This window comes from Marmoricola sp. URHA0025 HA25, from assembly GCF_054059435.1.
Map to the genome: position 1 here is coordinate 429,236 of NZ_JBSSCD010000001.1, position 23,106 is coordinate 452,341.

The window sequence follows — 23,106 nt, forward strand, 5'->3', positions numbered from 1 at the left end:
TTGACCAACGCACCTTCCGGGACCACCCGGGGCTTCCTCGCGCTCGCACTCGTCGTGCTCACCGCACTCGGTGTGCTGGTGGCCGGCGTGCTGGTCTACCGCGCCTACCACCCGACCGACGAGCCGCTGTCGCTGTCCAACAGCGGGCAGCCGATCCCGTCGAGCTCCACGCGCCACCAGGTGGTCGCCGTCGCCGAGCAGTTCTGCCTGCGGATGGACGCCGTCGACGGGTCCGACGTCGCCGGCTACAAGAAGAAGGTGTCCCAGCTGCTGACCACGAAGCAGAAGGCGAAGTTCGACTCCTCCTTCGCGGAGTTCGAGAAGCTCGGCATCTCCAAGGAGCTCAAGGGCACCGGCACGATCCTGTCCAGCGGTGTCTCCGAGCTCGACGCCGACAGCGCCACGGTGCTGGTTGCCCACGACAGCACGCTCAAGGACACCTCCGGCACGACCGACCGGCACTACCGCTGGACGGTCGCCCTGCGCAAGGTCCACGGTGACTGGCTCGTCGACGACTTCACCCCGGTGAGCTGAGGCGGGCATGGCCAACAACCCGACCTGGTACGACATCCTCGGTGTCGAGCGCGACGCGACGCCCGAGCAGGTCAAGGCGGCGTGGCGCGCCGCCACCGACAAGTTCGAGCCCGGCTCCGGGACCAGCCAGTTCCGGCTGTTCAACGAGGCAGCCGACGTGCTGCTCGACCCGGCTCGGCGCGAGGCGTACGACGCGGAGCTCGCCGGCCCGGACGCGCCCGCCGCCGTCGACACGGCCGCCGCAGCGCCCGAGCCGGAGCCGGAGCCGGAGCCGGCGCCGGAGTCCCTTCCGGACGCCGACGCCGATCGGGAGTCCGAGCCCGACGTCCTGACCGCGCCGGACGCATCGCCTGCTGACGAGCCGGCCCCGACCAGCACCCCCACGAGCAGCCCGACCGAGGGCCCACGACCGGTCACCTGGCTGGGAGCACGCCTGGGCTGGGTCGTCGTGATCTGCGTGCCGGTCCTGGTCGCGTGTCTCGTGGCCGCGCTCGTGTCCGTGCTCGGCCTGCACGTGTGGAAGGCCGACGTCGAGGGCGCCGTACCGGCCGCGCACACGTTCGACGCCGGTCCGGACGCGTCGGCTGCTGCCGAGCGCGCGCTGAAGGCCGTGCTCTCCTACGACTACCGGCACATGGAGGCCGACCGCGACCGGGCGGTGCAGTTCCTGACGCCGTCGTACAGGAAGGACTACCTCAAGACCTTCAACGGCCTGCTTGCCGTCGGTCCGGACGGGAGCCCGGGGCCGGTCGAGAAGACCAAGGCGGTGGTGACCGCCGACGTGCTCGACACCGGAGTCGTCGACGCGGAGTCCGACCGGGTCCGGATCATCGCGTTCGTGAACCAGTCCTCGGTCAAGGGCGACGCCCAGCCGACGGTCTTCCAGAACCGGGTCGTGGCCACGATGGTGCACCGCGGCGACAACTGGCTGGTGGACAACCTCACCAGCTACTGACCACGCGACTTCGGCGCAATTCCGGCGCCAGGTGCTTGACCTGACGCCCCTGCCGGTTCATGCTTGGCGCCAGCAACACCAGTACGAGGTCCGGTCTCAGACCAGGCGCCCGAATTTCGGTGTTGTGTTTCTGCATGCCCATCGGGTAATCTTCCTCTTTGCGTCTGCCCTCAAATGCATTCCCGCCTGTCCGGTGGCCGGTCTGTGGTGGGCTCACGCGCATCAACTTGTGCCTCGGAAGGACCTCCACTCTTGGCCGCCTCGCGCAGCAAGAACAGCAAGACCCAGAGTCCCCGCCGCATCTCCTTCGCCAAGATCTCCGAACCGCTCGAGGTTCCGCAGCTGCTTGCGCTCCAGACCGACAGCTTCGACTGGCTGATCGGCGACGAGCTGTGGGCTACCCGCGTCGCTGAGGCGAACGCGAGGGGCGAGGAGCTGTCGACGAAGTCGGGACTCCACGAGATCTTCGAGGAGATCTCGCCGATCGAGGACTTCTCCGAGACGATGTCGCTCTCGTTCGAGAACCCTGTCTTCCTCGACCCCAAGTACACCGAGGAGGAGTGCAAGGAGAAGGACTTCACCTACTCCCGCCCCCTCTACGTCTCCGCCGAGTTCACCAACGGCGAGACCGGTGAGATCAAGGGCCAGACGGTCTTCATGGGCGACTTCCCGATGATGACCCGCAAGGGCACCTTCATCATCAACGGCACCGAGCGTGTCGTGGTGTCCCAGCTGGTCCGCTCGCCGGGCGTGTACTTCGAGCGCACCGCGGACAAGACCTCCGACAAGGACATCTTCACCGCGAAGGTGATCCCGTCCCGCGGCGCCTGGCTCGAGTTCGAGATCGACAAGCGCGACATGGTCGGCGTCCGCCTCGACCGCAAGCGCAAGCAGAACGTCACGGTGCTGCTCAAGGCCCTCGGCTGGACCGACGAGCAGATCCGCGAGGAGTTCGGCGAGTACGAGTCGATGATGCTCACCCTGGAGAAGGACCACACCACCACCCAGGACGAGGCGCTGCTCGACATCTACCGCAAGCTGCGCCCGGGCGAGCCGCCGACGCGCGAGGCCGCGCAGACGCTGCTGCAGAACTACTACTTCAACCCCAAGCGCTACGACCTCGCCAAGGTCGGCCGCTACAAGATCAACAAGAAGCTCGGCACCCATGAGGCCTTCGACCAGCAGACGCTGACCGTCGACGACATCGTGGCGACGATCCGCTACATCGTCGAGCTGCATGCCGGCAAGGAGACGCTGGTCGACGCCAAGGCCAAGCCGATCAAGGACAGCCACGGCCAGCAGATCGAGGTCCGTCCCGACGACATCGACCACTTCGGCAACCGGCGCATGCGCACGGTGGGCGAGCTGATCCAGAACCAGCTGCGCACCGGCCTGGCCCGCATGGAGCGCGTCGTCCGGGAGCGGATGACGACCCAGGACGTCGAGGCGATCACGCCGCAGTCCCTGATCAACATCCGCCCGGTGGTTGCGGCGCTGAAGGAGTTCTTCGGCACCTCGCAGCTCTCGCAGTTCATGGACCAGACCAACCCGATCGCCGGTCTGACCCACAAGCGGCGCCTGAACGCGCTCGGCCCGGGCGGTATCTCCCGTGACCGCGCGCAGATGGACGTCCGTGACGTCCACCCGTCGCACTACGGCCGGATGTGCCCGATCGAGACGCCCGAAGGTCCGAACATCGGCCTGATCGGCTCGCTCGCGTCGTACGGGCGGATCAACCCGTTCGGCTTCATCGAGACGCCGTACCGCAAGGTCGTCAAGGGCAAGGTCACCGACCAGATCGACTACCTGACCGCTGACGAGGAGGACTCGAAGGTCATCGCACAGGCCAACGCCGTGCTGACCGCCGACAACCACTTCGCCAACGACCTGGTCCTCGGCCGCACCCGTGGCGGCGAGACCGTCGACATCCCGGGCACCGAGGTCGACTACATGGACGTCTCGCCGCGCCAGATGGTGTCGGTCGCGACGGCGCTGATCCCGTTCCTCGAGCACGACGACGCCAACCGCGCGCTCATGGGCGCCAACATGCAGCGCCAGGCCGTGCCGCTGATCAAGAGCGACGCGCCGCTGGTCGGCACCGGCATGGAGTACCGCGCAGCGGTCGACGCGGGTGACGTGGTCACCTCCGACGTGGCCGGCGTGGTCAAGGAGATCTCGGCCGACGAGATCGTGGTGATGACCGACGAGGGCGGCAACAAGTCGTTCCGCCTGCAGAAGTTCACCCGCTCCAACCAGGGCACCTGCATCAACCAGCGTCCGCTGGTCGCCGAGGGCGACCGGGTCGAGGTCGGTTCGCCGATCGCCGACGGGCCGTGCACCGACCAGGGCGAGATGGCGCTCGGCACCAACCTGCTGGTGGCGTTCATGCCCTGGCAGGGCCACAACTACGAGGACGCCATCATCCTCAGCCAGCGCCTGGTGCAGGAGGACGTCCTCACCTCGATCCACATCGAGGAGCACGAGGTCGACGCCCGCGACACCAAGCTCGGTCCCGAGGAGATCACCCGGGACATCCCGAACGTCGGCGACGAGCTGCTCGCCGACCTCGACGAGCGCGGCATCATCCGCGTCGGCGCCGAGGTCACCACCGGTGACATCCTCGTCGGCAAGGTGACGCCGAAGGGCGAGACCGAGCTGACCCCCGAGGAGCGCCTGCTTCGCGCGATCTTCGGCGAGAAGGCGCGCGAGGTGCGCGACACCTCGATGAAGGTCCCGCACGGCGAGTCCGGCACGGTCATCGGCGTCCGCGAGTTCAACCGCGAGGACGGCGACGAGCTGCCCCCGGGCGTCAACCAGCTGGTCCGGGTCTACGTCGCGCAGAAGCGCAAGATCTCGGTGGGTGACAAGCTCGCCGGCCGGCACGGCAACAAGGGTGTGATCTCCAAGATCCTGCCGATCGAGGACATGCCGTTCCTCGAGGACGGGACCCCGGTCGACGTCGTGCTCAACCCGCTCGGCGTGCCGGGCCGGATGAACATCGGTCAGATCCTCGAGATCCACCTCGGCTGGCTGGCCAAGACCGGCTGGGACGTCCAGCAGAGCGACGACAGCGACGACGCCGACTGGAAGCAGCGGCTGATCAAGATCCACGCGGAGGCCGCAGAGCCCAACACCAAGGTCGCCACCCCGGTGTTCGACGGTGCCCGCGAGGACGAGCTGGTCGGTCTGCTCGGCTCGACGCTCCCCACGCGTGACGGGGTGCGCCTGGTCAAGGGCAACGGCAAGGCCCGGCTCTTCGACGGCCGCTCCGGCGAGCCGTTCCCGGACCCGGTCTCGGTCGGCTACATGTACATCCTCAAGCTCCACCACCTGGTCGACGACAAGATCCACGCGCGCTCGACCGGCCCGTACTCCATGATCACCCAGCAGCCGCTCGGCGGTAAGGCCCAGTTCGGTGGCCAGCGCTTCGGTGAGATGGAGGTCTGGGCAATGGAGGCGTACGGCGCCGCCTACGCGCTCCAGGAGCTGTTGACGATCAAGTCCGACGACGTGCCTGGTCGCGTCAAGGTCTACGAGGCGATCGTCAAGGGCGAGAACATCCCCGACTCCGGCATCCCGGAGTCGTTCAAGGTGCTCGTCAAGGAGATGCAGTCGCTCTGCCTCAACGTCGAGGTGCTGTCCCAGGACGGCTCCGCGATCGAGATGCGCGACGCGGAGGAGGACGTCTTCCGCGCCGCCGAGGAGCTCGGCATCGACCTCTCCCGCCGCGAGCCCAGCAGCGTCGAAGAAGTCTGAGTGGTCCGCCTGACGGTGGTTGAGGAGCTCGCGCAGCGAGCGTCTCGAAACCTCCGTCAGGCGCCCTCAGTCGCCTCAGAGTTTTCAGCAACTAACGAAGGACAGCAGCCACCGTGCTCGATGTGAATTTCTTCGACCAGCTCAAGATCGGCCTGGCCACCGCGGACGACATCCGCACGTGGAGCCACGGCGAGGTCAAGAAGCCGGAAACCATCAACTACCGCACGCTGAAGCCCGAGCGTGACGGTCTCTTCTGCGAGAAGATCTTCGGTCCCACCCGGGACTGGGAGTGCTACTGCGGCAAGTACAAGCGCGTGCGCTTCAAGGGCATCATCTGCGAGCGCTGCGGCGTCGAGGTGACCCGCTCGAAGGTGCGTCGTGAGCGCATGGGCCACATCGAGCTGGCCGCCCCGGTCACCCACATCTGGTACTTCAAGGGTGTTCCCAGCCGGCTCGGCTACCTGCTCGACCTCGCACCGAAGGACCTCGAGAAGGTCATCTACTTCGCGGCGTACATGATCACCCAGGTCGACGAGGACGCCCGTCACAAGGACCTCAGCGAGCTCGAGGGCAAGATCGGGCTGCAGCGCAAGAGCATCGAGAACCGCCGCGACAACTCGCTGGACGAGCGCACCAAGAAGCTCGAGGCCGACCTCGCCGAGCTCGAGGCCGAGGGTGCCAAGGCCGACGCGCGCCGCAAGGTCCGCGACGGTGCCGAGCGCGAGATGAAGCAGGTCCGCGACCGGGCCCAGCGTGAGCTCGACCGGCTCGACGAGGTGTGGAACACCTTCAAGACCCTCAAGGTCCAGGACCTCATGGGCGACGAGCTGCTCTACCGCGAGATGAAGAACTGGTTCGGCAAGTACTTCGAGGGCTACATGGGCGCCACGGCGATCCAGAAGCGCCTGGAGACCTTCGACATCGAGGCCGAGGTCGAGGCCCTTCGCGACGTCATCGAGAACGGCAAGGGCCAGCGCAAGGTCCGTGCGCTCAAGCGGCTGAAGGTGGTCGACGCCTTCCGCAAGACCAACAACAGCCCGCTGGGCATGGTCCTCGACGCCGTCCCGGTCATCCCGCCGGACCTGCGCCCGATGGTGCAGCTCGACGGTGGCCGCTTCGCGACCTCCGACCTCAACGACCTCTACCGCCGGGTGATCAACCGCAACAACCGGCTCAAGCGGCTGCTCGACCTCGGTGCGCCCGAGATCATCGTCAACAACGAGAAGCGGATGCTCCAGGAGGCCGTCGACTCGCTGTTCGACAACGGCCGTCGTGGCCGGCCGGTCACCGGCCCGGGCAACCGGCCGCTGAAGTCGCTCTCGGACATGCTCAAGGGCAAGCAGGGTCGTTTCCGCCAGAACCTCCTCGGCAAGCGCGTCGACTACTCCGGCCGTTCGGTCATCGTGGTCGGCCCGCAGCTCAAGCTGCACCAGTGCGGCCTGCCGAAGTACATGGCGATCGAGCTGTTCAAGCCGTTCGTGATGAAGCGGCTGGTCGACCTGTCGCACGCGCAGAACATCAAGTCCGCCAAGCGGATGGTCGAGCGCGCCGTACGCCCCGAGGTCTGGGACGTCCTGGAGGAGGTCATCGCCGAGCACCCGGTGCTGCTCAACCGGGCACCCACGCTGCACCGCCTCGGCATCCAGGCCTTCGAGCCCCAGCTGATCGAGGGCAAGGCGATCCAGATCCACCCGCTCGTCTGCTCGGCGTTCAACGCCGACTTCGACGGCGACCAGATGGCGGTGCACCTGCCGCTGTCGGCCGAGGCCCAGGCCGAGGCGCGGATCCTGATGCTCTCGACGAACAACATCCTGAAGCCCTCGGACGGTCGCCCGGTGACCATGCCCACCCAGGACATGATCATCGGCATCTACTTCCTCACCCTCGGTCGCGACGGCGAGCCCGGCGAGGGCCGGGCGTTCTCGTCCACCGGTGAGGCGCTGATGGCGTTCGACAAGGGCGAGATCTCGCTGCAGTCGAAGGTCCGGATCCGCCTCAGCGACGTCGTGCCCCCCGAGGACGCCGAGCTGCCCGAGGGCTGGGAGCCCGGCTCGCCGATCACGCTTCAGACGACGCTCGGTCGCGCCCTCTTCAACGAGGCGCTGCCGGCGAACTACCGCTACGTCGAGTACGAAGTCGGCAAGAACCAGCTCGGCAAGATCGTCAACGACCTGGCCGAGCGCTACAGCAAGGTCGAGGTGGCGCACTCGCTGGACGCCCTCAAGGACACCGGCTTCGCCTGGGCGACCCGCTCGGGTGTGACGGTGTCGATCGAGGACGTCGTGTCCCCCGACGACAAGGCCCAGATCCTGGAGAAGTACGAAGACCAGGCGGCCAAGGTCCAGAAGCAGTTCGACCGCGGTCTGATCACCGACGACGAGCGCCGTCAGGAGCTCATCGAGATCTGGACCCAGGCCTCGAACGTGGTCGCGGCCGCGATGCAGAAGAACTTCGACAAGGACAACCCGATCTTCATGATGGTGAACTCGGGTGCTCGCGGAAACTGGATGCAGGTCCGCCAGATCGCCGCGATGCGTGGTCTGGTGGCCAACCCGAAGGGCGACATCATCCCGCGGCCGATCAAGTCGAACTTCCGCGAGGGCCTGTCGGTGCTGGAGTACTTCATCTCCACGCACGGTGCCCGCAAGGGGCTGGCCGACACCGCGCTGCGCACGGCGGACTCGGGCTACCTGACCCGTCGTCTGGTCGATGTGTCGCAGGACGTGATCATCCGTGAGGACGACTGCGGCACCGAGCGCGGCATGCCCAAGGTGATCGGTGTCCGTGGCGACGACGGTGTCGTCCGCCGCAGCGACAACTGGGACACCGCGGCGTACGCCCGCAACGCAGCCGTGGACATCACCCACCCCGAGACCGGCGACGTGCTGGTCGCGGCGGGTGACGACCTGGGCGACGTGCAGGTCAACGACCTGGTCGCGGCCGGCATCGAGGAGGTCAAGGTCCGCTCCGTGCTGACCTGTGACGCCAAGACCGGCACCTGCGCGAAGTGCTACGGCCGCTCGCTGGCCACCGGCAAGCTGGTCGACATCGGTGAGGCGGTCGGCATCATCGCCGCGCAGTCCATCGGTGAGCCCGGCACGCAGCTGACCATGCGCACCTTCCACACCGGTGGTGTGGCGTCGGCAGACGACATCACGCAGGGTCTTCCCCGCGTGGTCGAGCTGTTCGAGGCCCGCCAGCCCAAGGGTCGGGCTCCGATCTCCGAGGCCGCAGGCCGGGTGGAGATCGAGGACACCGACAAGGCGCGCAAGATCATCATCACCCCGGATGACGGCTCGGACCCGGTGGAGTACCCCGTCAGCAAGCGCTCGCGCCTGCTGATCGCGGACGGCGACCGCGTCGAGGTGGGCCAGCAGCTCACCCAGGGCACGCCGGACCCGAAGGAGGTGCTGCGCATCCTCGGTGTCCGCAAGGCCCAGGAGCACCTGGTGGCCGAGGTCCAGCAGGTGTACCGCAGCCAGGGCGTGTCGATCCACGACAAGCACATCGAGATCATCGTGCGGCAGATGCTGCGCCGGGTCACGGTGATCGAGTCCGGTGACACCAACCTGCTGCCCTCCGACCTGGTCGACCGGGTGCTGTACGAAGCCGAGAACCGGCGCGTGGTGACCGAGGGCGGCAAGCCGGCCTCGGGTCGTGCGGAGCTGATGGGCATCACGAAGGCCTCGCTGGCGACCGAGTCGTGGCTGTCCGCGGCTTCGTTCCAGGAGACCACGCGGGTGCTCACCGACGCGGCGATCAACGGCAAGTCCGACTCGCTGCGTGGCCTCAAGGAGAACGTGATCATCGGCAAGCTGATCCCGGCGGGCACCGGCCTCGAGCGGTACCGCAACATCCGGGTGGAGCCCACCGAGGAGGCCCGCGCCGCGGCGTACTCCGTGACCGGCTACGACTCCTACGGCAGCTACGACTTCGGGTCGCCCACCGGCCAGACCGTGGCCCTGGACGACTTCGACTTTGGTTCGTACCAGAACTGAGCGAAGCGAAGTTCTGGTGTAACGAACCAGGTTGAGGAGACGGAAGCCCCGCGAGCATGCTCGTGGGGCTTCCGGCGTCTCGAAACCAGGTGAGAAAGAAGCAGAAGCGATCCGGCCTTTCGTGCCACCGTGGAGCCATGTCGCAGACACCACGGCTGAGCGGTGACCAGATCGTCGGGATGGACCTCGACGACTGGCGCTCCATGCACGAGACCCTGCAGGCGAGGTTCCGCACCGGTGACTTCCGCACCGGCCTGAGGCTGGTCGAGGCGATCGGTGAGGCCGCCGAGGAGCTGGGGCACCATCCCGAGCTGGATCTGCGGCTCACCCACCTGAACATCCGCCTGGTCAGCCACGACGTCGGCGGGAAGACCGAGCGCGACGTGGCCCTGGCGCGGCGGATCAGTGCACTGGCGGCCGGGCTCGGGGCGGTTGCGGAGCCAGCGGTGCTCGCCCGGGTGGAGATCGGTCTGGACACCTGGGACGCCGACGAGATCCGGCCGTTCTGGAAGGCCGTGCTCGGGCTGCAGGACCATGCGCGGTTCCCCGACGACCTCGTCGACCCCGACGGTGACCTGCCCACGTTGTGGTTCCAGCACACCGATCCGCACGAGACCCCGCGGCAGCGGTTCCACCTCGACATCCGGGTGCCACCCGAGGTCGCCGGCGCGCGCATCGAGGCCGCGCTCGCGGCGGGCGGCACGCTGGTCTCCGACGAGCGAGCGCCGACCTTCACCGTCCTGGCCGACCCGCAGGGCAACAAGGTCTGCGTCTGCACCCACGTCGGCCGCAGCGACTGAGGCCGCGCCGCTGCGGCGAGGCGCCGCCTGAGACAATGACGCCATGAGCCCTGCCCCGCCCGCACGCACCGACGTGCTCGTCGTGGGTGCCGGTCCGGCCGGCTCGGCGGCAGCCGCGTGGTCGGCACGGTCCGGGCGCGAGACAGTGCTGGTCGATGCGGCCGTGTTCCCTCGCGACAAGACGTGCGGTGACGGCCTGACGCCACGAGCGATCGCCGAGCTCGACCTGCTCGGGCTCGACGACTGGGTGCGTGCCCACACGGTGAACCACGGCCTGCGCGCGCACGGGTTCGGCCAGACGTTGCTGCTGCCGTGGCCGGGCCCCGGAAGGTCGGGCACGGGGCTGCCGGCGTACGGCTCGGCGGTCGCACGGACCGAGCTCGACGACCAGATCCGCACGACCGCGCTGAAGTCCGGCGCCATCGGGATCGACGGTGCGCGGGCGGTCGACGTGCGCCTCGAAGCCGGCCGCGTGGCGTCGGTGACCTTCGAGACCGGCGGGGAGTCGTTCGAGCTCGGCTGCAGGCGCCTGATCGTGGCCGACGGAGTCCGCTCGCCGCTGGGCAAGCTGCTCGGACGCACGTGGCACCGCGACACCGTGTACGGCGTCGCCGGGCGCTCGTACGTCGACTCGACCATGTCGGACGACCCGTGGATCAGCTCGCACCTCGAGCTGCGCGACGAGGACGACCGGGTGCTGTCGGGCTACGGCTGGATCTTCCCGCTGGGGGACGGGTCGGTGAACCTGGGAGTCGGCACGCTTGCGACCGCGGGGCGGCCCGCCGAAGTCGCCGTGCGCCCGTTGATGCGGCACTACGCGGAGCAGCGCCGCGAGGACTTCGGCCTGACCGGCGAGCTGCGGATGCCTACCTCGGCACTGCTGCCGATGGGCGGCGCGGTGTCCGGCATCGCCGGACCGAACTGGGCGCTGGTCGGCGACGCGGCCGCCTGCGTGAACCCGCTCAACGGCGAGGGCATCGACTACGGCCTCGAGGGCGGCCGGATGGTCGTGGACCTGCTGGAGGACGACCTCGCCGCGGCGTGGCCCGCGGTGCTGCGGGAGCACTACGGCGAGGCGTTCTCGATCGCGCGTCGTCTGGCCGGCCTGGTCACGGTGCCGCGGCTGCTGCCCGCACTGGGCCCGGCGGGGATGCGCTCGGACTGGCTGATGACCCTTGCGCTGCGGTGGATGGGCAACCTGGTCACCGACGAGGACCGTGACCGGGCCGCGCGGGTCTGGCGCTGGGCCGGTCGCCACTCGGTGCGCTTCGACGCGCGACCGCCGTTCAGCTGACGGACGCGCTGCCCAGGACCTGACGTCGGCGCCGGTCGAGCCAGCCGATCGGGTCGACGAGGACGCCGAGCGTGCGCGCCACCGGGGGCACGGCGAGCAGCAGGGCGAGTGCGATGGCGGCCAGCGTGGTGACGAGGAACGCGACGACGGCATGGGCGGCGGCCCAGTCCGGGTAGCCCTCGTACTTCGCGGTCAGCACGAAGAAGCCGTGGAACAGGTAGACGACCAGGGTGGCGGCACCGAGGGTGGAGAACCAGCTGCGGGACCTGGGTACCAGCGCGAAGCACGACGCCGTGCCGATCAGCCCGATGCAGAGCAGCACGGAGCGGATGGCCACGGCATCGAGGTTGTTGGACTCCAGGACGTCGTACCGGGAGCGGTAGTAGTACCACTCGGTGGGGATCCAGCCCTGGGCTCGCCAGGTGAAGACCGCGACGACGGCGACGCCGAGCAGGGCGGGAAGGACCGCCCGCCGCGAGCGCAACCAGCCCCACTCGCGCTCGGAGATCGTCAGCCCGAGGACGAAGAAGGGCAGCAGGCCGAGGATGCGCGCGGAGTCCAGGATGTTGCCGGCCGCCAGCCCGGCAACGAGGCTGATCGCGATCGCGACGGCGAGTGCCGCCGGTGCGGACATCCTCAGGAACGCGGGTGTCATCAGCCGCCAGAAGAAGAGCGCCGAGAGGTACCACATCGGCCAGTGCGGGTCCGCGAACAGCTGGTCCAGCTCGACGCCGCCGACGCCGTAGCGGAACCAGGCCAGGACCGCCTCGAAGATCAGGTAGGGCACGGCGACCGTCTGCACCAGCCCCCACAGCTTGGCCGGCGTCCACCGGAACGAGCGGGAGAGGTAGCCGGTGATCGTGACGAACGCGGGCACGTGCCAGGCGTACAGGAAGTCGTAGGTCCAGCTGCTCCACGCGTCCTGCGGCAGCAGCGTCCACGAGTGCCCGACGACCACCAGGGTGACCAGCGTCATCTTGATGTTGTCGAACCACGGATCGCGGCGGGCTCGCGCTTCGGAACGCGGCACTTCGGCAGGCGCGACCGCGACGGCCGGCTCGCTCCCCGCCTCGACCGGGCGGACGGCTCCGCTGCGTAGAGTCGTCACGTGTCCGACTTACCCGTTCCGGCGCCTGCTGATGCCCTCGGCGGACGTGATCCTCGTCGCCGTCAGCGGCTCGCGGCGTACGCCGTCATCATCCGCGACGACCAGGTGCTGCTCTCCAGGCTGGCCGCCTACCTGGCGCCGACCGAGCGCTGGACTCTGCCGGGCGGCGGCGTCGACTTCGGCGAGCACCCGCGGGACGCGGTCGTCCGCGAGGTCTACGAGGAGACCGGGCTGCACGCCCAGGTCGGCGAGCACGCCTGGGTCGACTCGGCCCTGATCGCGGGCAGCGAAGGCGGCGAGCGCCATGCCGTCCGGATCGTGTACGACGGGTGGGTCGGTGCCGAGGCGCCGGAGCCGAGGGTCGTCGAGACGGACGGCTCGACGGTCGACGCGCGCTGGCACCCGCTCGACGACGTGCTCGCCGGCCGCGTACCGGTGGTCCAGCTCGTCCGCGACGCGCTCGACGCGCACCTGCCGACCAGGCGGCAGCGGCTCGCCGCCAAGGCGCTCATCAGGCGGGGCGACCAGGTGCTCCTCGCCCGGCTCTCCGGCAACGCCGTCGAGACGGGTCTGTGGACGCTGCCCGGAGGCGGTGTCGACCACGGCGAGTCGCCGGAGACCGCGCTGGTGCGGGAGGTGGCCGAGGAGACCGGCCTCGTCGCCGTGCCCGGGGCGCTGCTCGGGGTCAACGACAAGAGGCTGACCGGCAACGCTCCCGACGGGCGCCTCGAGGACTTCCATGCGGTCAACCTCGTCTACGAGGCAGAGGTGCCGGCCGACCAGCAGCCGGCGGTCCACGAGGTCGACGGCACGACCGACGCCGCGCAGTGGGTGTCGGTGGCCGACATCACGCGAGGTGTCTTGCCGGTCACCGACCTGGTCCGCTTCGCGCTCGCACTGGACTAGCGTTCGTGCCATGGACCGCGAGACCGTCTTCACCTACGGGGCGCCCGGCCTGAAGTTCGGTGTCGGCGCCTCCGACGAGATCGGCTTCGACCTCAGCCAGTACGACGTCACGCGGGTCCTGGTGATCACCGATCCGGGCGTCGCGGCCACCGGCCACCCGCAGCGGGTGGCCGACCAGATGGCCCGGTTCGGAATCGAGGCGGCCGTCTTCGACGGTGTCCACGTCGAGCCGACCGACGCCAGCTTCGAGGCCGCCATCGCCCACGCGCGCGAGACGGGCCCCTGGGACGCCTACGTGGCGGTCGGCGGCGGGTCGTCGATCGACACCGCCAAGGCGGTGAACCTGCTCACCACCAACGACGGCGAGCTGATGGACTACGTCAATGCCCCCGTCGGCAAGGCACGCGCACCGCAGCGGCCGCTCAAGCCGCTGGTCGCCGTGCCCACGACGACGGGCACGGGCGCGGAGTCGACCACGATCTGCGTGCTCGACGTCCTCGCGCTCAAGGTGAAGACCGGCATCAGCCACGCGCGGCTGCGGCCCACCCTGGCCGTGGTCGACCCGGCACTCACCACGAGCCAGCCGGCGGGCGTCACCGCCGCCGCGGGCATGGACATCCTGTGCCACGCGCTGGAGAGCTACACCGCGCGGCCCTACACGTCGTACGACCGCAAGACGCCGGAGCAGCGGGTGCCGTACTGCGGCGCCAACCCGATCTCCGACATGTGGTCCGAGCACGCGATGACGCTGCTGTCCGGGGCCTTCCGGCGCGCGGTGCAGCACGGCGACGACGCCGAGGCGCGCGGGCAGATGGCGCTGGCGGCCACGATGGCCGGGCTCGGGTTCGGCAACGCCGGCGTGCACATCCCGCACGCGAACGCCTACCCGATCGCGGGCCGGGTCCGGGATTTCCACCCCGAGGGATACCCGCCGGGCGAGCCGCTGGTGCCGCACGGCATGGCGGTGTCGCTGACCGCCCCGGAGGCGTTCCGCTGGACCTTCGCGGCCGGCCCCGACCGTCACCTCCGGGCGGCCTCCCTCCTCGCCCCCGGCCACGAGTACGACGGCCCCGATGCCCTGCCCGCAGTTCTCGTGGACCTGATGCGCGACATCGGGATCCCCAGCGGTCTCGCGGCGGTCGGCTACGGGAAGGACGACGTCCCGGACCTGGTCGAGGGAGCCATGAAGCAGCAGCGCCTGCTGGCCACCGCCCCGCGCGAGGTCTCCGAGGACGATGCCGCCGGGATCCTGGAGCGTTCGCTGGAGCTCTGGTGAGCGACCTGCTGGTCGCCCTGCGCCAGGCAGGGCTGGACGCCGACGACTCCGCGCTCGCCAGGTCGCTGTACGCCACCGACGCGTCGCTGTACCGGATCCCGCCGCAGGTCGTGGTGCGCCCACGCGACGCCGACGACGTGCTGGCGGTGCTGGCCGTCGCGCGGGAGTACGCGACCCCGGTGACCATGCGTGGCGCGGGGACCTCGATCGCGGGCAACTCGATCGGCCCCGGGATCGTGATCGACACCGTTCGGCACCTGAACCGGGTGGTGAGCCTCGACGCAGAGGCGCGCACCGCGACCGTGCAGCCGGGTGTCGTGCACGCCGCCCTCCAGACCGAGGCCATCGCTCAGGGCCTGCGCTTCGGGCCCGATCCGTCGACGCACACCCGCTGCACGATCGGCGGGATGATCGGCAACAACGCGTGCGGTTCGCGCGCGCTCGGCTACGGCCGCACGGTCGACAACGTGGAGCGGCTGAAGGTCGCGCTGGCCGACGGCTCGACGTTGCTGCTCGGCGGCGGCGCCCCCGCCGGCGGGCACGACGCCGTGACCCAACTGCTCGCGCTCGTCGACGAGCAACTGGCACTGGTCCGCACGGAGTTCGGCCGCTTCGGTCGTCAGGTGTCCGGCTACTCGCTCGAGCACCTGCTGCCCGAGCGCGGGCGCCGGCTCGAGAGGTTCCTGACCGGCAGCGAGGGCACCCTGGCCGTCGTGCTCGAGGCGACCGTGCGGCTGGTCGAGGACGCGCCCTTCCGGGCCCTCGCCGTGCTCGGCTACCCCGACATGTTCGAGGCCGCGGACTCCGTCCCGCTGCTGCTCCCGGGCGAGGGCCGTCCCGACCTCGGACTCGCGGCCCTGGAGGGCCTGGACCACCGGATCACCGACCTCGTGTCCGCGGTGCCCGAGCTGCCTGCGGGCAAGGGCTGGCTGTTCGCGGAGGTGACCGGCTCGACCGAGGCGGAGGCGCGGGCCCGCGCGGAGTCGGTGGCCGCCGCGGCCGGCGTACCGCATCGCGTGGTCACCGATCCGCTCGAGCAGGCCGTGCTCTGGCGGATCCGGGAGGACGGTGCGGGCCTTGCCGCCCGCTCGCTCTCGCGGCCGGCTCACTCCGGCTGGGAGGACGCCGCCGTGCCGCCCGAGAAGCTCGGCGCCTACCTACGTGACTTCGACGCGCTGCTGCAGCAGTCCGGGCTCGACGGTGTGCCCTACGGCCACTTCGGTGACGGCTGCGTGCACGTCCGGGTCGACTTCGAGCTGGGCGAGGCAGACGGCCGCCGCCGGTTCCGCGAGTTCACCGAGGCCGGCGCCGACCTGGTCGCGTCGTACGGCGGATCGATGAGTGGGGAGCACGGCGACGGCCGTGCCCGCTCCGAGCTGCTCGGCCGGATGTACTCACCGGAGGCGCTCGCGCTGATGGGCAGGGTCAAGCAGCTGCTCGACCCAGCCGGCCTGCTCAACCCGGGGGTGCTCGTCGAGCCGGAGCCGCTCGACGCGGCCCTGCGGCTGGCTTCGCCGCCCGCCGGCCCGCTGGCCGAGCTGTTCGGCGAGGTGCACCGCTGCACCGGGGTGGGGCGCTGCGTCGCGGACAACACCGCGAGCGGGGGAGTGATGTGCCCGTCGTACGTCGCGACCCGTGAGGAGAAGGACTCCACCCGGGGGCGGTCGCGGGTGCTCCAGGACGTCGCCGCCGGTCACCTGCCGGTCACCGATCCGGCCGTCGAGGAGGTGCTCGACCTCTGCCTGTCCTGCAAGGGCTGCGCCCGCGACTGCCCCACCGGGGTCGATATGGCCACCTACAAGTCGCACACCCTGCACGCCAGGTACGCCGGCAAGCGGCGCCCCCGCTCGCACTACGCCCTCGGCCGGCTTCCCAAGTGGGCGACGATGACGCCACCCCGGATCGCGAACCGGATGCTGAGCAGCAAGGCGGTCGCCGCGCTGATGAAGAAGGCGGCCGGCATCGACAGGCGCCGGAGCCTGCCGCAGTTCAGCGAGCGCTCCCTGCGCCGGTCACCCGAGCGGTCCCAGTGGTCGACCACGGCCGAGCGACCCGACGTCTGGCTGTGGGCGGACACGTTCACCGACCACTTCGGCGCCGGCATCGGGCACGCGGCCATCGAGCTGCTCGCGGCCGCCGGGCTGGAGGCGCGGGTGATCCCGGAGCGGGCCTGCTGCGCGCTGACCTGGGTGACGACCGGACAGCTCGACCAGGCCAGGCGGATCCTGGGTGAGGCGATCACGACGCTGCACCCGTACGTCGCGAGCGGAGTCCCCGTGGTCGGCCTGGAGCCGAGCTGCCTGGCGGCCCTGCGCAGTGACGCGACCGAGCTGCTCGACGACCCGCGGGCCGCGGAGGTCGCGGCGGGTATGTCGACGCTCGCCGAGCTGCTCTCCACTCGCGGCTGGACGCCGCCCGACCTGACCGGCACGGAGGTCGTCGTCCAACCGCACTGCCACCACGCGAGCGTGCTCGGCTTCCAGGCCGACCTCGCGCTCCTGGAGGCCGCGGGAGCGACGGTCACCCGGCTGGGCGGCTGCTGCGGGCTGGCCGGCAACTTCGGCATGGAGCAGGGCCACTACGAGACGAGCGTGGCGGTCGCCGAGCACACGCTGCTGCCCGCGGTCCGGACGGCCGGTCCCGGCGCGGTGGTCCTGGCCGACGGCATGTCGTGCCGGGTCCAGCTCGCCGACCTGGCCGCCGTACGCGCTCTGCACCTGGCCGAGCTGTTCACCGGCCGCACTGGTTGAGGCTGTCGAAACCCCTGGGCGTCCCCAATGCTCGACGTCCCGCTGAACGGCGGGCATCCTGAGGTCCATGACCGACAGCGAGGCTGCGCCCAGGAGCATGGCCGTCCCGTTGACCGCCTTCGGCGCGGGCGCGGTGCTGGCCCTCCTGGTCGGCGTGTTCGGGAAGGCCCACGACCCGACGCTCGCGGGCACCACGACGCTCGGGTTCGACACGGTCGTGGCCATGAAGGTCGTCGTGACCGCGGTCATCGGCGTCCTGGCCGTGCTGCAGCTGATCGGCGCCCTCTGGATCTACAGCCGACTGGGGATCGCGGCGCCCCGCTGGGTCGGGCCGGCGCACCGCACCGCCGGCACGGTCGCGCTGGTGCTGTCGGTGTTCGTGGCCTATCACTGCCTGTGGGCGCTGGGCCTCGAGAGCGGCAGGTTCTCCGACGGCGAGCAGGTGCCGCTGCGCACCGTGGTCCACGGCGTGCTCGGCTGCGCCGTGATCGGCGCCATCGTGGTCAAGGTCGTGGCCGTCCGGTCGCGGCGAGCGCCGGGCTGGTTCCTGCCGGTCGCCGGCGGCCTGCTGTTCACGCTGCTCGTGGTCGTGGTGCTGACGTCGGCCGGCTGGTACCTCGACACCAAGGGCTGGCCGACCTCCGGCTACTAGCGGTAGCGGAAGCCGTCCATGAAGCGGCGGAACAGCCCGCCCTTCGCCAGGGCAGGCTCGGGAGCCGGTGCCTTCGAGCGCTGGGTCGCGATCGGCAAGTCATAGTCGGTACGCCGGATCGCGTCGATGATCTGCTCCTCGGTGAACTCGTCGGAGCCCTCGATCTCCGGGACGAAGCCGACCAGCACCCCGTTCCTCATCACCTGCGCCTCGAGCGAGGCGGTGCCGTCGGAGTCCCAGGTCGCCTCACGGCCGTCGGGGAGCCTGACGAGCACGCCGAACTGGTAGACGCCCTCACGTGCCAGATGTGCGTCCGTGCCGACCTCCCGCAGGGCGTCGACGACGCGGCGGGCCTTGTTCTCGTCCATCGTGATCACGAGCGTACCGGGGGGCCGATGGCGCCCGTTTCCCCGTTTTGACCCCCGGTCGGGCACCCGGTAATCTGGTTCCTTGTGTCTGGGCATTGCCCGGGCACGTCCGCGTGCCCTCTGGCTGCGCGTCACCACCGCACCACCAGCGCGACACTCTCGAACGCTGGGAAACATCATCGTGCCAGGCAGGTCGCCCGGTACTGAGAGCAGAACAGGAAGGGAACCACCCGGTGCCCACGATCAACCAGCTGGTCCGCAAGGGCCGCCAGGACAAGGTGTCGAAGAACAAGACGCCTGCCCTGAAGGGTTCGCCCCAGCGTCGCGGTGTCTGCACCCGCGTCTACACCACCACCCCGAAGAAGCCGAACTCCGCCCTCCGCAAGGTCGCCCGCGTGCGGCTGTCGAGCGGCGTCGAGGTCACGGCGTACATCCCGGGTGTGGGCCACAACCTCCAGGAGCACTCCATCGTGCTCGTCCGCGGCGGCCGGGTGAAGGACCTCCCCGGTGTCCGCTACAAGATCATCCGCGGCACGCTCGACACCCAGGGCGTGAAGAACCGCAAGCAGGCCCGCAGCCGCTACGGCGCGAAGAAGGAGAAGAGCTAATGCCTCGCAAGGGCCCGGCGCCCAAGCGCCCGATCGTCGTCGACCCGGTCTACGGCTCGCCGATCGTCACCCAGCTCGTCTCCAAGGTCCTCCAGGACGGCAAGAAGCAGGTCGCCCAGCGGATCGTGTACGGCGCCCTCGAGGGTGCCCGCGAGAAGACCGGCACCGACCCCGTCGTCACGCTCAAGCGCGCGCTGGACAACGTCAAGCCGGCGATCGAGGTCAAGAGCCGCCGCGTCGGTGGCGCGACGTACCAGGTCCCGATCGAGGTCAAGGGCACCCGCGGCACCACGCTCGCGCTGCGCTGGCTGGTCGGCTACGCAGCCGAGCGTCGCGAGAAGACCATGTCCGAGCGCCTCATGAACGAGATCCTCGACGCGAGCAACGGCCTCGGTGCCGCGGTCAAGAAGCGCGAGGACACCCACAAGATGGCCGAGTCCAACAAGGCCTTCGCCCACTACCGCTGGTGACGTCGTCGCGGTGGCCCGCCACGAGCGGGCCCCCGCGGCTCCACCTGCAACAACCCACTCTCTAAGGAACGCTGACTCACGTGGCAGTCGACATCACGACGGACCTCAACAAGGTCCGCAACATCGGCATCATGGCGCACATCGACGCCGGCAAGACCACCACCACCGAGCGCATCCTGTTCTACACCGGCATCACCTACAAGATCGGTGAGGTCCACGAGGGCGCAGCCACGATGGACTGGATGGAGCAGGAGCAGGAGCGCGGCATCACGATCACGTCCGCCGCGACCACCTGCTGGTGGAAGGACCACCAGATCAACATCATCGACACCCCCGGGCACGTCGACTTCACCGCCGAGGTGGAGCGCTCGCTGCGCGTCCTCGACGGTGCCGTCGCGGTGTACGACGGGGTCGCCGGCGTCGAGCCGCAGACGATGACCGTGTGGCGCCAGGCCAACAAGTACTCCGTGCCGCGGATGTGCTTCGTCAACAAGCTGGACCGCACCGGCGCGGACTTCTTCCGCTGCGTCGACATGATGGTCGAGCGCCTGAACTCCACCCCGCTGGTCCTCCAGCTCCCGATCGGTGCCGAGGCCGACTTCCTCGGCGTCGTCGACCTGGTCAACATGCGCGCGCTCACCTGGCGCGGCGAGACCAAGATGGGCGAGGACTACGAGATCGAGGAGATCCCGGCCGAGCTGCAGGCCCAGGCCGCCGAGTACCGCGAGAAGCTGATCGAGACGCTGGCCGAGGCCGACGACGAGATCATGGAGCGCTACCTCGAGGGCGACGAGTCCTACTCAGTCGAGGACCTCGAGGCCGCGATCCGTCGCGCCACCCTGGCCGACAAGCTCAACCCGGTGCTGTGCGGCACGGCGTTCAAGAACAAGGGTGTCCAGCCGCTGCTCGACGCGGTCGTGAAGTACCTCCCGTCCCCGCTGGACATCGACGCGATCGTCGGCCACGCGCAGGGCGACGAGGACAAGGAGATCACCCGCCAGCCGTCCGACGACGAGCCGTTCTCGGGCCTGGCCTACAAGATCGCCACCGACCCGCACCTCGGCAAGCTCATCTACGTCCGCGTCTACTCCGGCAAGCTCGCGGCGGGGGCCAACGTGCTCAACTCCGTCAACGGCCGCAAGGAGCGGATCGGCAAGGTCTACCAGATGCACGCGAACAAGCGTGAGGAGATCGCGTCGGTCGGCGCCGGCCAGATCGTGGCGGTCATGGGCCTGAAGGACACCAAGACCGGGCACACGCTCTGCGACCCGCAGAACCCCGTCGTGCTCGAGTCGATGACCTTCCCGGCCCCGGTGATCGAGGTCGCCATCGAGCCCAAGACCAAGGGCGACCAGGAGAAGCTCAGCACCGCGATCCAGCGGCTGTCCGACGAGGACCCCACGTTCACCGTCAAGGCGGACGAGGAGACCGGCCAGACCATCATCGCGGGCATGGGCGAGCTCCACCTGGAGATCCTGGTCGACCGGATGAAGCGTGAGTTCCGCGTGGAGGCGACCGTCGGCAAGCCGCAGGTCGCCTACCGCGAGACCATCCGCAAGAAGGTCGAGAAGCACTCCTACACCCACAAGAAGCAGACGGGTGGCTCGGGTCAGTTCGCGAAGGTGCTGATCAGCATCGAGCCGAACATCGACCCCGAGACCGGCGCCGGTGCGGGCTACGAGTTCGTCAACAACGTCTCCGGTGGCCGCGTGCCGAGGGAGTACATCCCCTCGGTCGACCAGGGCGCCCAGGAGGCCATGGAGTTCGGCGTGCTCGCCGGCTACCCGATGGTCGACGTGAAGGTCTCCCTCGAGGACGGCGCGTACCACGACGTCGACTCCTCCGAGCTCGCCTTCAAGATCGCCGGCATCGCGGCCTTCAAGGAGGCCGCGCGGATGGCCAAGCCGGTGCTCCTCGAGCCCGTGTTCGCGGTCGAGGTGGTGACCCCCGAGAGCTTCCTCGGCACGGTCATCGGCGACATCAACTCGCGCCGTGGGCAGATCTCCGCCCAGGAGGAGCGCCATGGGGACATGGTGGTCTCGGCGCTGGTGCCGCTCTCAGAGATGTTCGGGTACGTTGGTGACCTGCGGTCGAAGACTTCGGGCCAGGCGTCGTACTCGATGGAGTTTGACTCGTACGCCGAGGTTCCCTCGAACGTCGCCGACGAGATCATCAAGAAGGTCCGTGGCGAGTAGTTTCACCGCGACCTCGGCAGCAAACACACATTCACGACGAGTCAAGCAACACACAACCAGGAGGAGCCCACAGTGGCTAAGGCGAAGTTCGAGCGGACCAAGCCGCACGTCAACATCGGCACCATCGGTCACATCGACCACGGCAAGACGACGTTGACCGCAGCAATCACCAAGGTGCTGCACGACAAGTTTCCGGACCTCAACGAGGCTTCGGCCTTCGACCAGATCGACAAGGCGCCCGAAGAGCGCCAGCGCGGCATCACCATCTCCATCGCGCACGTCGAGTACCAGACCGAGAAGCGCCACTACGCGCACGTCGACTGCCCCGGTCACGCGGACTACATCAAGAACATGATCACGGGTGCCGCCCAGATGGACGGCGCGATCCTGGTCGTGGCCGCCACCGACGGCCCGATGCCGCAGACCCGCGAGCACGTGCTGCTCGCGCGCCAGGTCGGTGTGCCCGCCCTGGTGGTCGCGCTGAACAAGTGCGACATGGTCGACGACGAGGAGCTCATCGAGCTCGTCGAGATGGAGGTGCGCGAGCTCCTCAGCGAGTACGAGTACCCCGGCGACGACATCCCCGTGGTCCGCGTTGCCGCCTTCCCGGCGCTGCAGGGCGACGCCAAGTGGGGCGACTCGATCATGGAGCTGATGAACGCGGTCGACGAGTTCATCCCGCAGCCGGTCCGTGAGACCGAGAAGCCGTTCCTCATGCCCGTCGAGGACGTCTTCACGATCACCGGTCGTGGCACGGTCATCACCGGCCGTATCGAGCGCGGCATCGTCAAGGTCAACGAGGAGGTCGAGATCATCGGCATCCGCGAGGGCTCGCAGAAGAGCACCGTCACCGGTGTCGAGATGTTCCGCAAGCTGCTCGACGAGGGCCAGGCCGGCGAGAACGTCGGTCTGCTGCTCCGCGGCACCAAGCGCGAGGACGTCGAGCGCGGCATGGTCGTGATCAAGCCCGGCACGACGACCCCGCACACGAACTTCGACGCCTCGGTCTACATCCTCTCCAAGGAGGAGGGCGGCCGTCACACGCCGTTCTTCAACAACTACCGCCCGCAGTTCTACTTCCGCACGACGGACGTGACGGGCGTGGTGACCCTTCCCGAGGGCCGCGACATGGTGATGCCCGGTGACAACACCGACATGACGGTCGAGCTGATCCAGCCGATCGCCATGGAGGAGGGTCTCCGCTTCGCGATCCGCGAGGGCGGCCGCACCGTCGGCGCCGGTCGCGTCACCAAGATCACCAAGTGATCGATCTCGTCTGAGCTCGATCACCGAGCCAGAGAACGGCCCCGGAGCTTCGGCTCCGGGGCCGTTCTGCATGTCGCCCTGCGGCGGGCTTGTGCGCCTGCGGCGCCTTGGCCTGCGGCGCTTGTGTGCCTGCGGCACACGGGGTCCGTGGTTGCGGGTGCGGGTGCGTG

General features: G+C 69.3%; 16 protein-coding genes. 14 read left to right on the forward strand and 2 right to left on the reverse strand.

Features of this window, described 5'->3' with window-relative positions:
* The 6 genes from ACVW00_RS02005 to ACVW00_RS02030 all read left to right on the forward strand — a co-directional run bounded on the left by ACVW00_RS02005 (position 1) and on the right by ACVW00_RS02030 (position 11,337).
* Positions 1-534 carry a hypothetical protein gene (locus ACVW00_RS02005; protein ID WP_457109228.1) on the forward strand — a complete coding sequence of 178 codons (534 nt, stop codon included), beginning with the start codon at positions 1-3 and terminating at the stop codon, positions 532-534.
* A 7-nt stretch (positions 535-541) separates the two neighbouring features.
* Positions 542-1,489, forward strand: coding sequence for a J domain-containing protein (locus ACVW00_RS02010; protein WP_457109229.1), 948 nt, complete (start codon positions 542-544; stop codon positions 1,487-1,489).
* 252 nt (positions 1,490-1,741) lie between these two features.
* Positions 1,742-5,245, forward strand: a complete 3,504-nt coding sequence (gene rpoB / locus ACVW00_RS02015; RefSeq protein ID WP_457109230.1) for a DNA-directed RNA polymerase subunit beta — start codon at positions 1,742-1,744, stop codon at positions 5,243-5,245.
* Between the two features lie 113 nt (positions 5,246-5,358).
* Positions 5,359-9,243, forward strand: a complete 3,885-nt coding sequence (locus tag ACVW00_RS02020) for a DNA-directed RNA polymerase subunit beta' (protein ID WP_457109231.1) — start codon at positions 5,359-5,361, stop codon at positions 9,241-9,243.
* A 137-nt stretch (positions 9,244-9,380) separates the two neighbouring features.
* Complete coding sequence (locus tag ACVW00_RS02025; RefSeq protein WP_457109232.1) at positions 9,381-10,043, forward strand: VOC family protein; 663 nt, start codon at positions 9,381-9,383, stop codon at positions 10,041-10,043.
* 43 nt (positions 10,044-10,086) lie between these two features.
* Positions 10,087-11,337 (forward strand): geranylgeranyl reductase family protein, encoded by a 1,251-nt coding sequence (locus ACVW00_RS02030; protein WP_457109233.1) that lies wholly within the window; start codon positions 10,087-10,089, stop codon positions 11,335-11,337.
* Here the strand turns inward: ACVW00_RS02030 and ACVW00_RS02035 are convergent.
* Positions 11,330-12,445 carry an acyltransferase family protein gene (locus ACVW00_RS02035; RefSeq protein WP_457109234.1) on the reverse strand — a complete coding sequence of 372 codons (1,116 nt, stop codon included), beginning with the start codon at positions 12,443-12,445 and terminating at the stop codon, positions 11,330-11,332. The two genes, ACVW00_RS02030 and ACVW00_RS02035, sit on opposite strands and share 8 nt — an antisense overlap.
* Between ACVW00_RS02035 and ACVW00_RS02040 the strand changes: the two genes are divergently transcribed.
* The 4 genes from ACVW00_RS02040 (at position 12,446) to ACVW00_RS02055 (ending at position 18,029) form a co-directional block, all read left to right on the forward strand.
* Entirely contained in the window at positions 12,446-13,351 is a 906-nt protein-coding gene (locus tag ACVW00_RS02040) for an NUDIX hydrolase (RefSeq protein WP_457109235.1), read from the forward strand.
* 10 nt (positions 13,352-13,361) lie between these two features.
* Positions 13,362-14,627, forward strand: a complete 1,266-nt coding sequence (locus ACVW00_RS02045; RefSeq protein WP_457109236.1) for a hydroxyacid-oxoacid transhydrogenase — start codon at positions 13,362-13,364, stop codon at positions 14,625-14,627.
* Complete coding sequence (locus tag ACVW00_RS02050) at positions 14,624-17,377, forward strand: FAD-binding and (Fe-S)-binding domain-containing protein (protein WP_457109237.1); 2,754 nt, start codon at positions 14,624-14,626, stop codon at positions 17,375-17,377. The genes ACVW00_RS02045 and ACVW00_RS02050 overlap by 4 nt, the downstream gene beginning before the upstream one ends.
* A 67-nt stretch (positions 17,378-17,444) precedes the next feature.
* On the forward strand, positions 17,445-18,029 hold the full coding sequence (locus tag ACVW00_RS02055) for a DUF6529 family protein (protein WP_457109238.1): 585 nt from the start codon (positions 17,445-17,447) through the stop codon (positions 18,027-18,029).
* On the opposite strand, the gene ACVW00_RS02060 is transcribed toward ACVW00_RS02055, so the two are convergent.
* Positions 18,026-18,406 (reverse strand): hypothetical protein, encoded by a 381-nt coding sequence (locus tag ACVW00_RS02060; protein WP_457109239.1) that lies wholly within the window; start codon positions 18,404-18,406, stop codon positions 18,026-18,028. The two genes, ACVW00_RS02055 and ACVW00_RS02060, sit on opposite strands and share 4 nt — an antisense overlap.
* 224 nt (positions 18,407-18,630) lie before the next feature.
* On the opposite strand from ACVW00_RS02060, the gene rpsL reads away from it, so the two are divergent.
* The 4 genes from rpsL (at position 18,631) to tuf (ending at position 22,936) form a co-directional block, all read left to right on the forward strand.
* The gene (gene rpsL, locus ACVW00_RS02065) at positions 18,631-19,005 is read left to right on the forward strand and encodes a 30S ribosomal protein S12 (RefSeq protein ID WP_028636428.1); all 375 of its coding nucleotides are present in this window, start codon (positions 18,631-18,633) and stop codon (positions 19,003-19,005) included.
* Positions 19,005-19,475, forward strand: coding sequence for a 30S ribosomal protein S7 (gene rpsG / locus ACVW00_RS02070; RefSeq protein ID WP_457109240.1), 471 nt, complete (start codon positions 19,005-19,007; stop codon positions 19,473-19,475). Before rpsL ends, rpsG begins: the two co-directional genes overlap by 1 nt.
* Positions 19,476-19,555: 80 nt before the next feature.
* Positions 19,556-21,670 carry an elongation factor G gene (fusA, locus tag ACVW00_RS02075; RefSeq protein WP_457109241.1) on the forward strand — a complete coding sequence of 705 codons (2,115 nt, stop codon included), beginning with the start codon at positions 19,556-19,558 and terminating at the stop codon, positions 21,668-21,670.
* 72 nt (positions 21,671-21,742) lie between these two features.
* A complete protein-coding gene (tuf, locus tag ACVW00_RS02080; protein WP_457109242.1) occupies positions 21,743-22,936 on the forward strand; it encodes an elongation factor Tu in 1,194 nt (397 codons plus the stop codon).
* Positions 22,937-23,106 lie beyond the last annotated feature (170 nt).

What these genes read in the sequence shown, in the direction of transcription:
- ACVW00_RS02010 (WP_457109229.1), top strand. Translation starts at nt 542, where the DNA reads ATGGCCAACAACCCGACCTGGTACGACATCCTCGGTGTCGAGCGCGAC.
- ACVW00_RS02025 (WP_457109232.1), top strand. Translation starts at nt 9,381, where the DNA reads ATGTCGCAGACACCACGGCTGAGCGGTGACCAGATCGTCGGGATGGAC.
- ACVW00_RS02030 (WP_457109233.1), top strand. Translation starts at nt 10,087, where the DNA reads ATGAGCCCTGCCCCGCCCGCACGCACCGACGTGCTCGTCGTGGGTGCC.
- ACVW00_RS02045 (WP_457109236.1), top strand. Translation starts at nt 13,362, where the DNA reads ATGGACCGCGAGACCGTCTTCACCTACGGGGCGCCCGGCCTGAAGTTC.
- ACVW00_RS02055 (WP_457109238.1), top strand. Translation starts at nt 17,445, where the DNA reads ATGACCGACAGCGAGGCTGCGCCCAGGAGCATGGCCGTCCCGTTGACC.
- rpsG (WP_457109240.1), top strand. Translation starts at nt 19,005, where the DNA reads ATGCCTCGCAAGGGCCCGGCGCCCAAGCGCCCGATCGTCGTCGACCCG.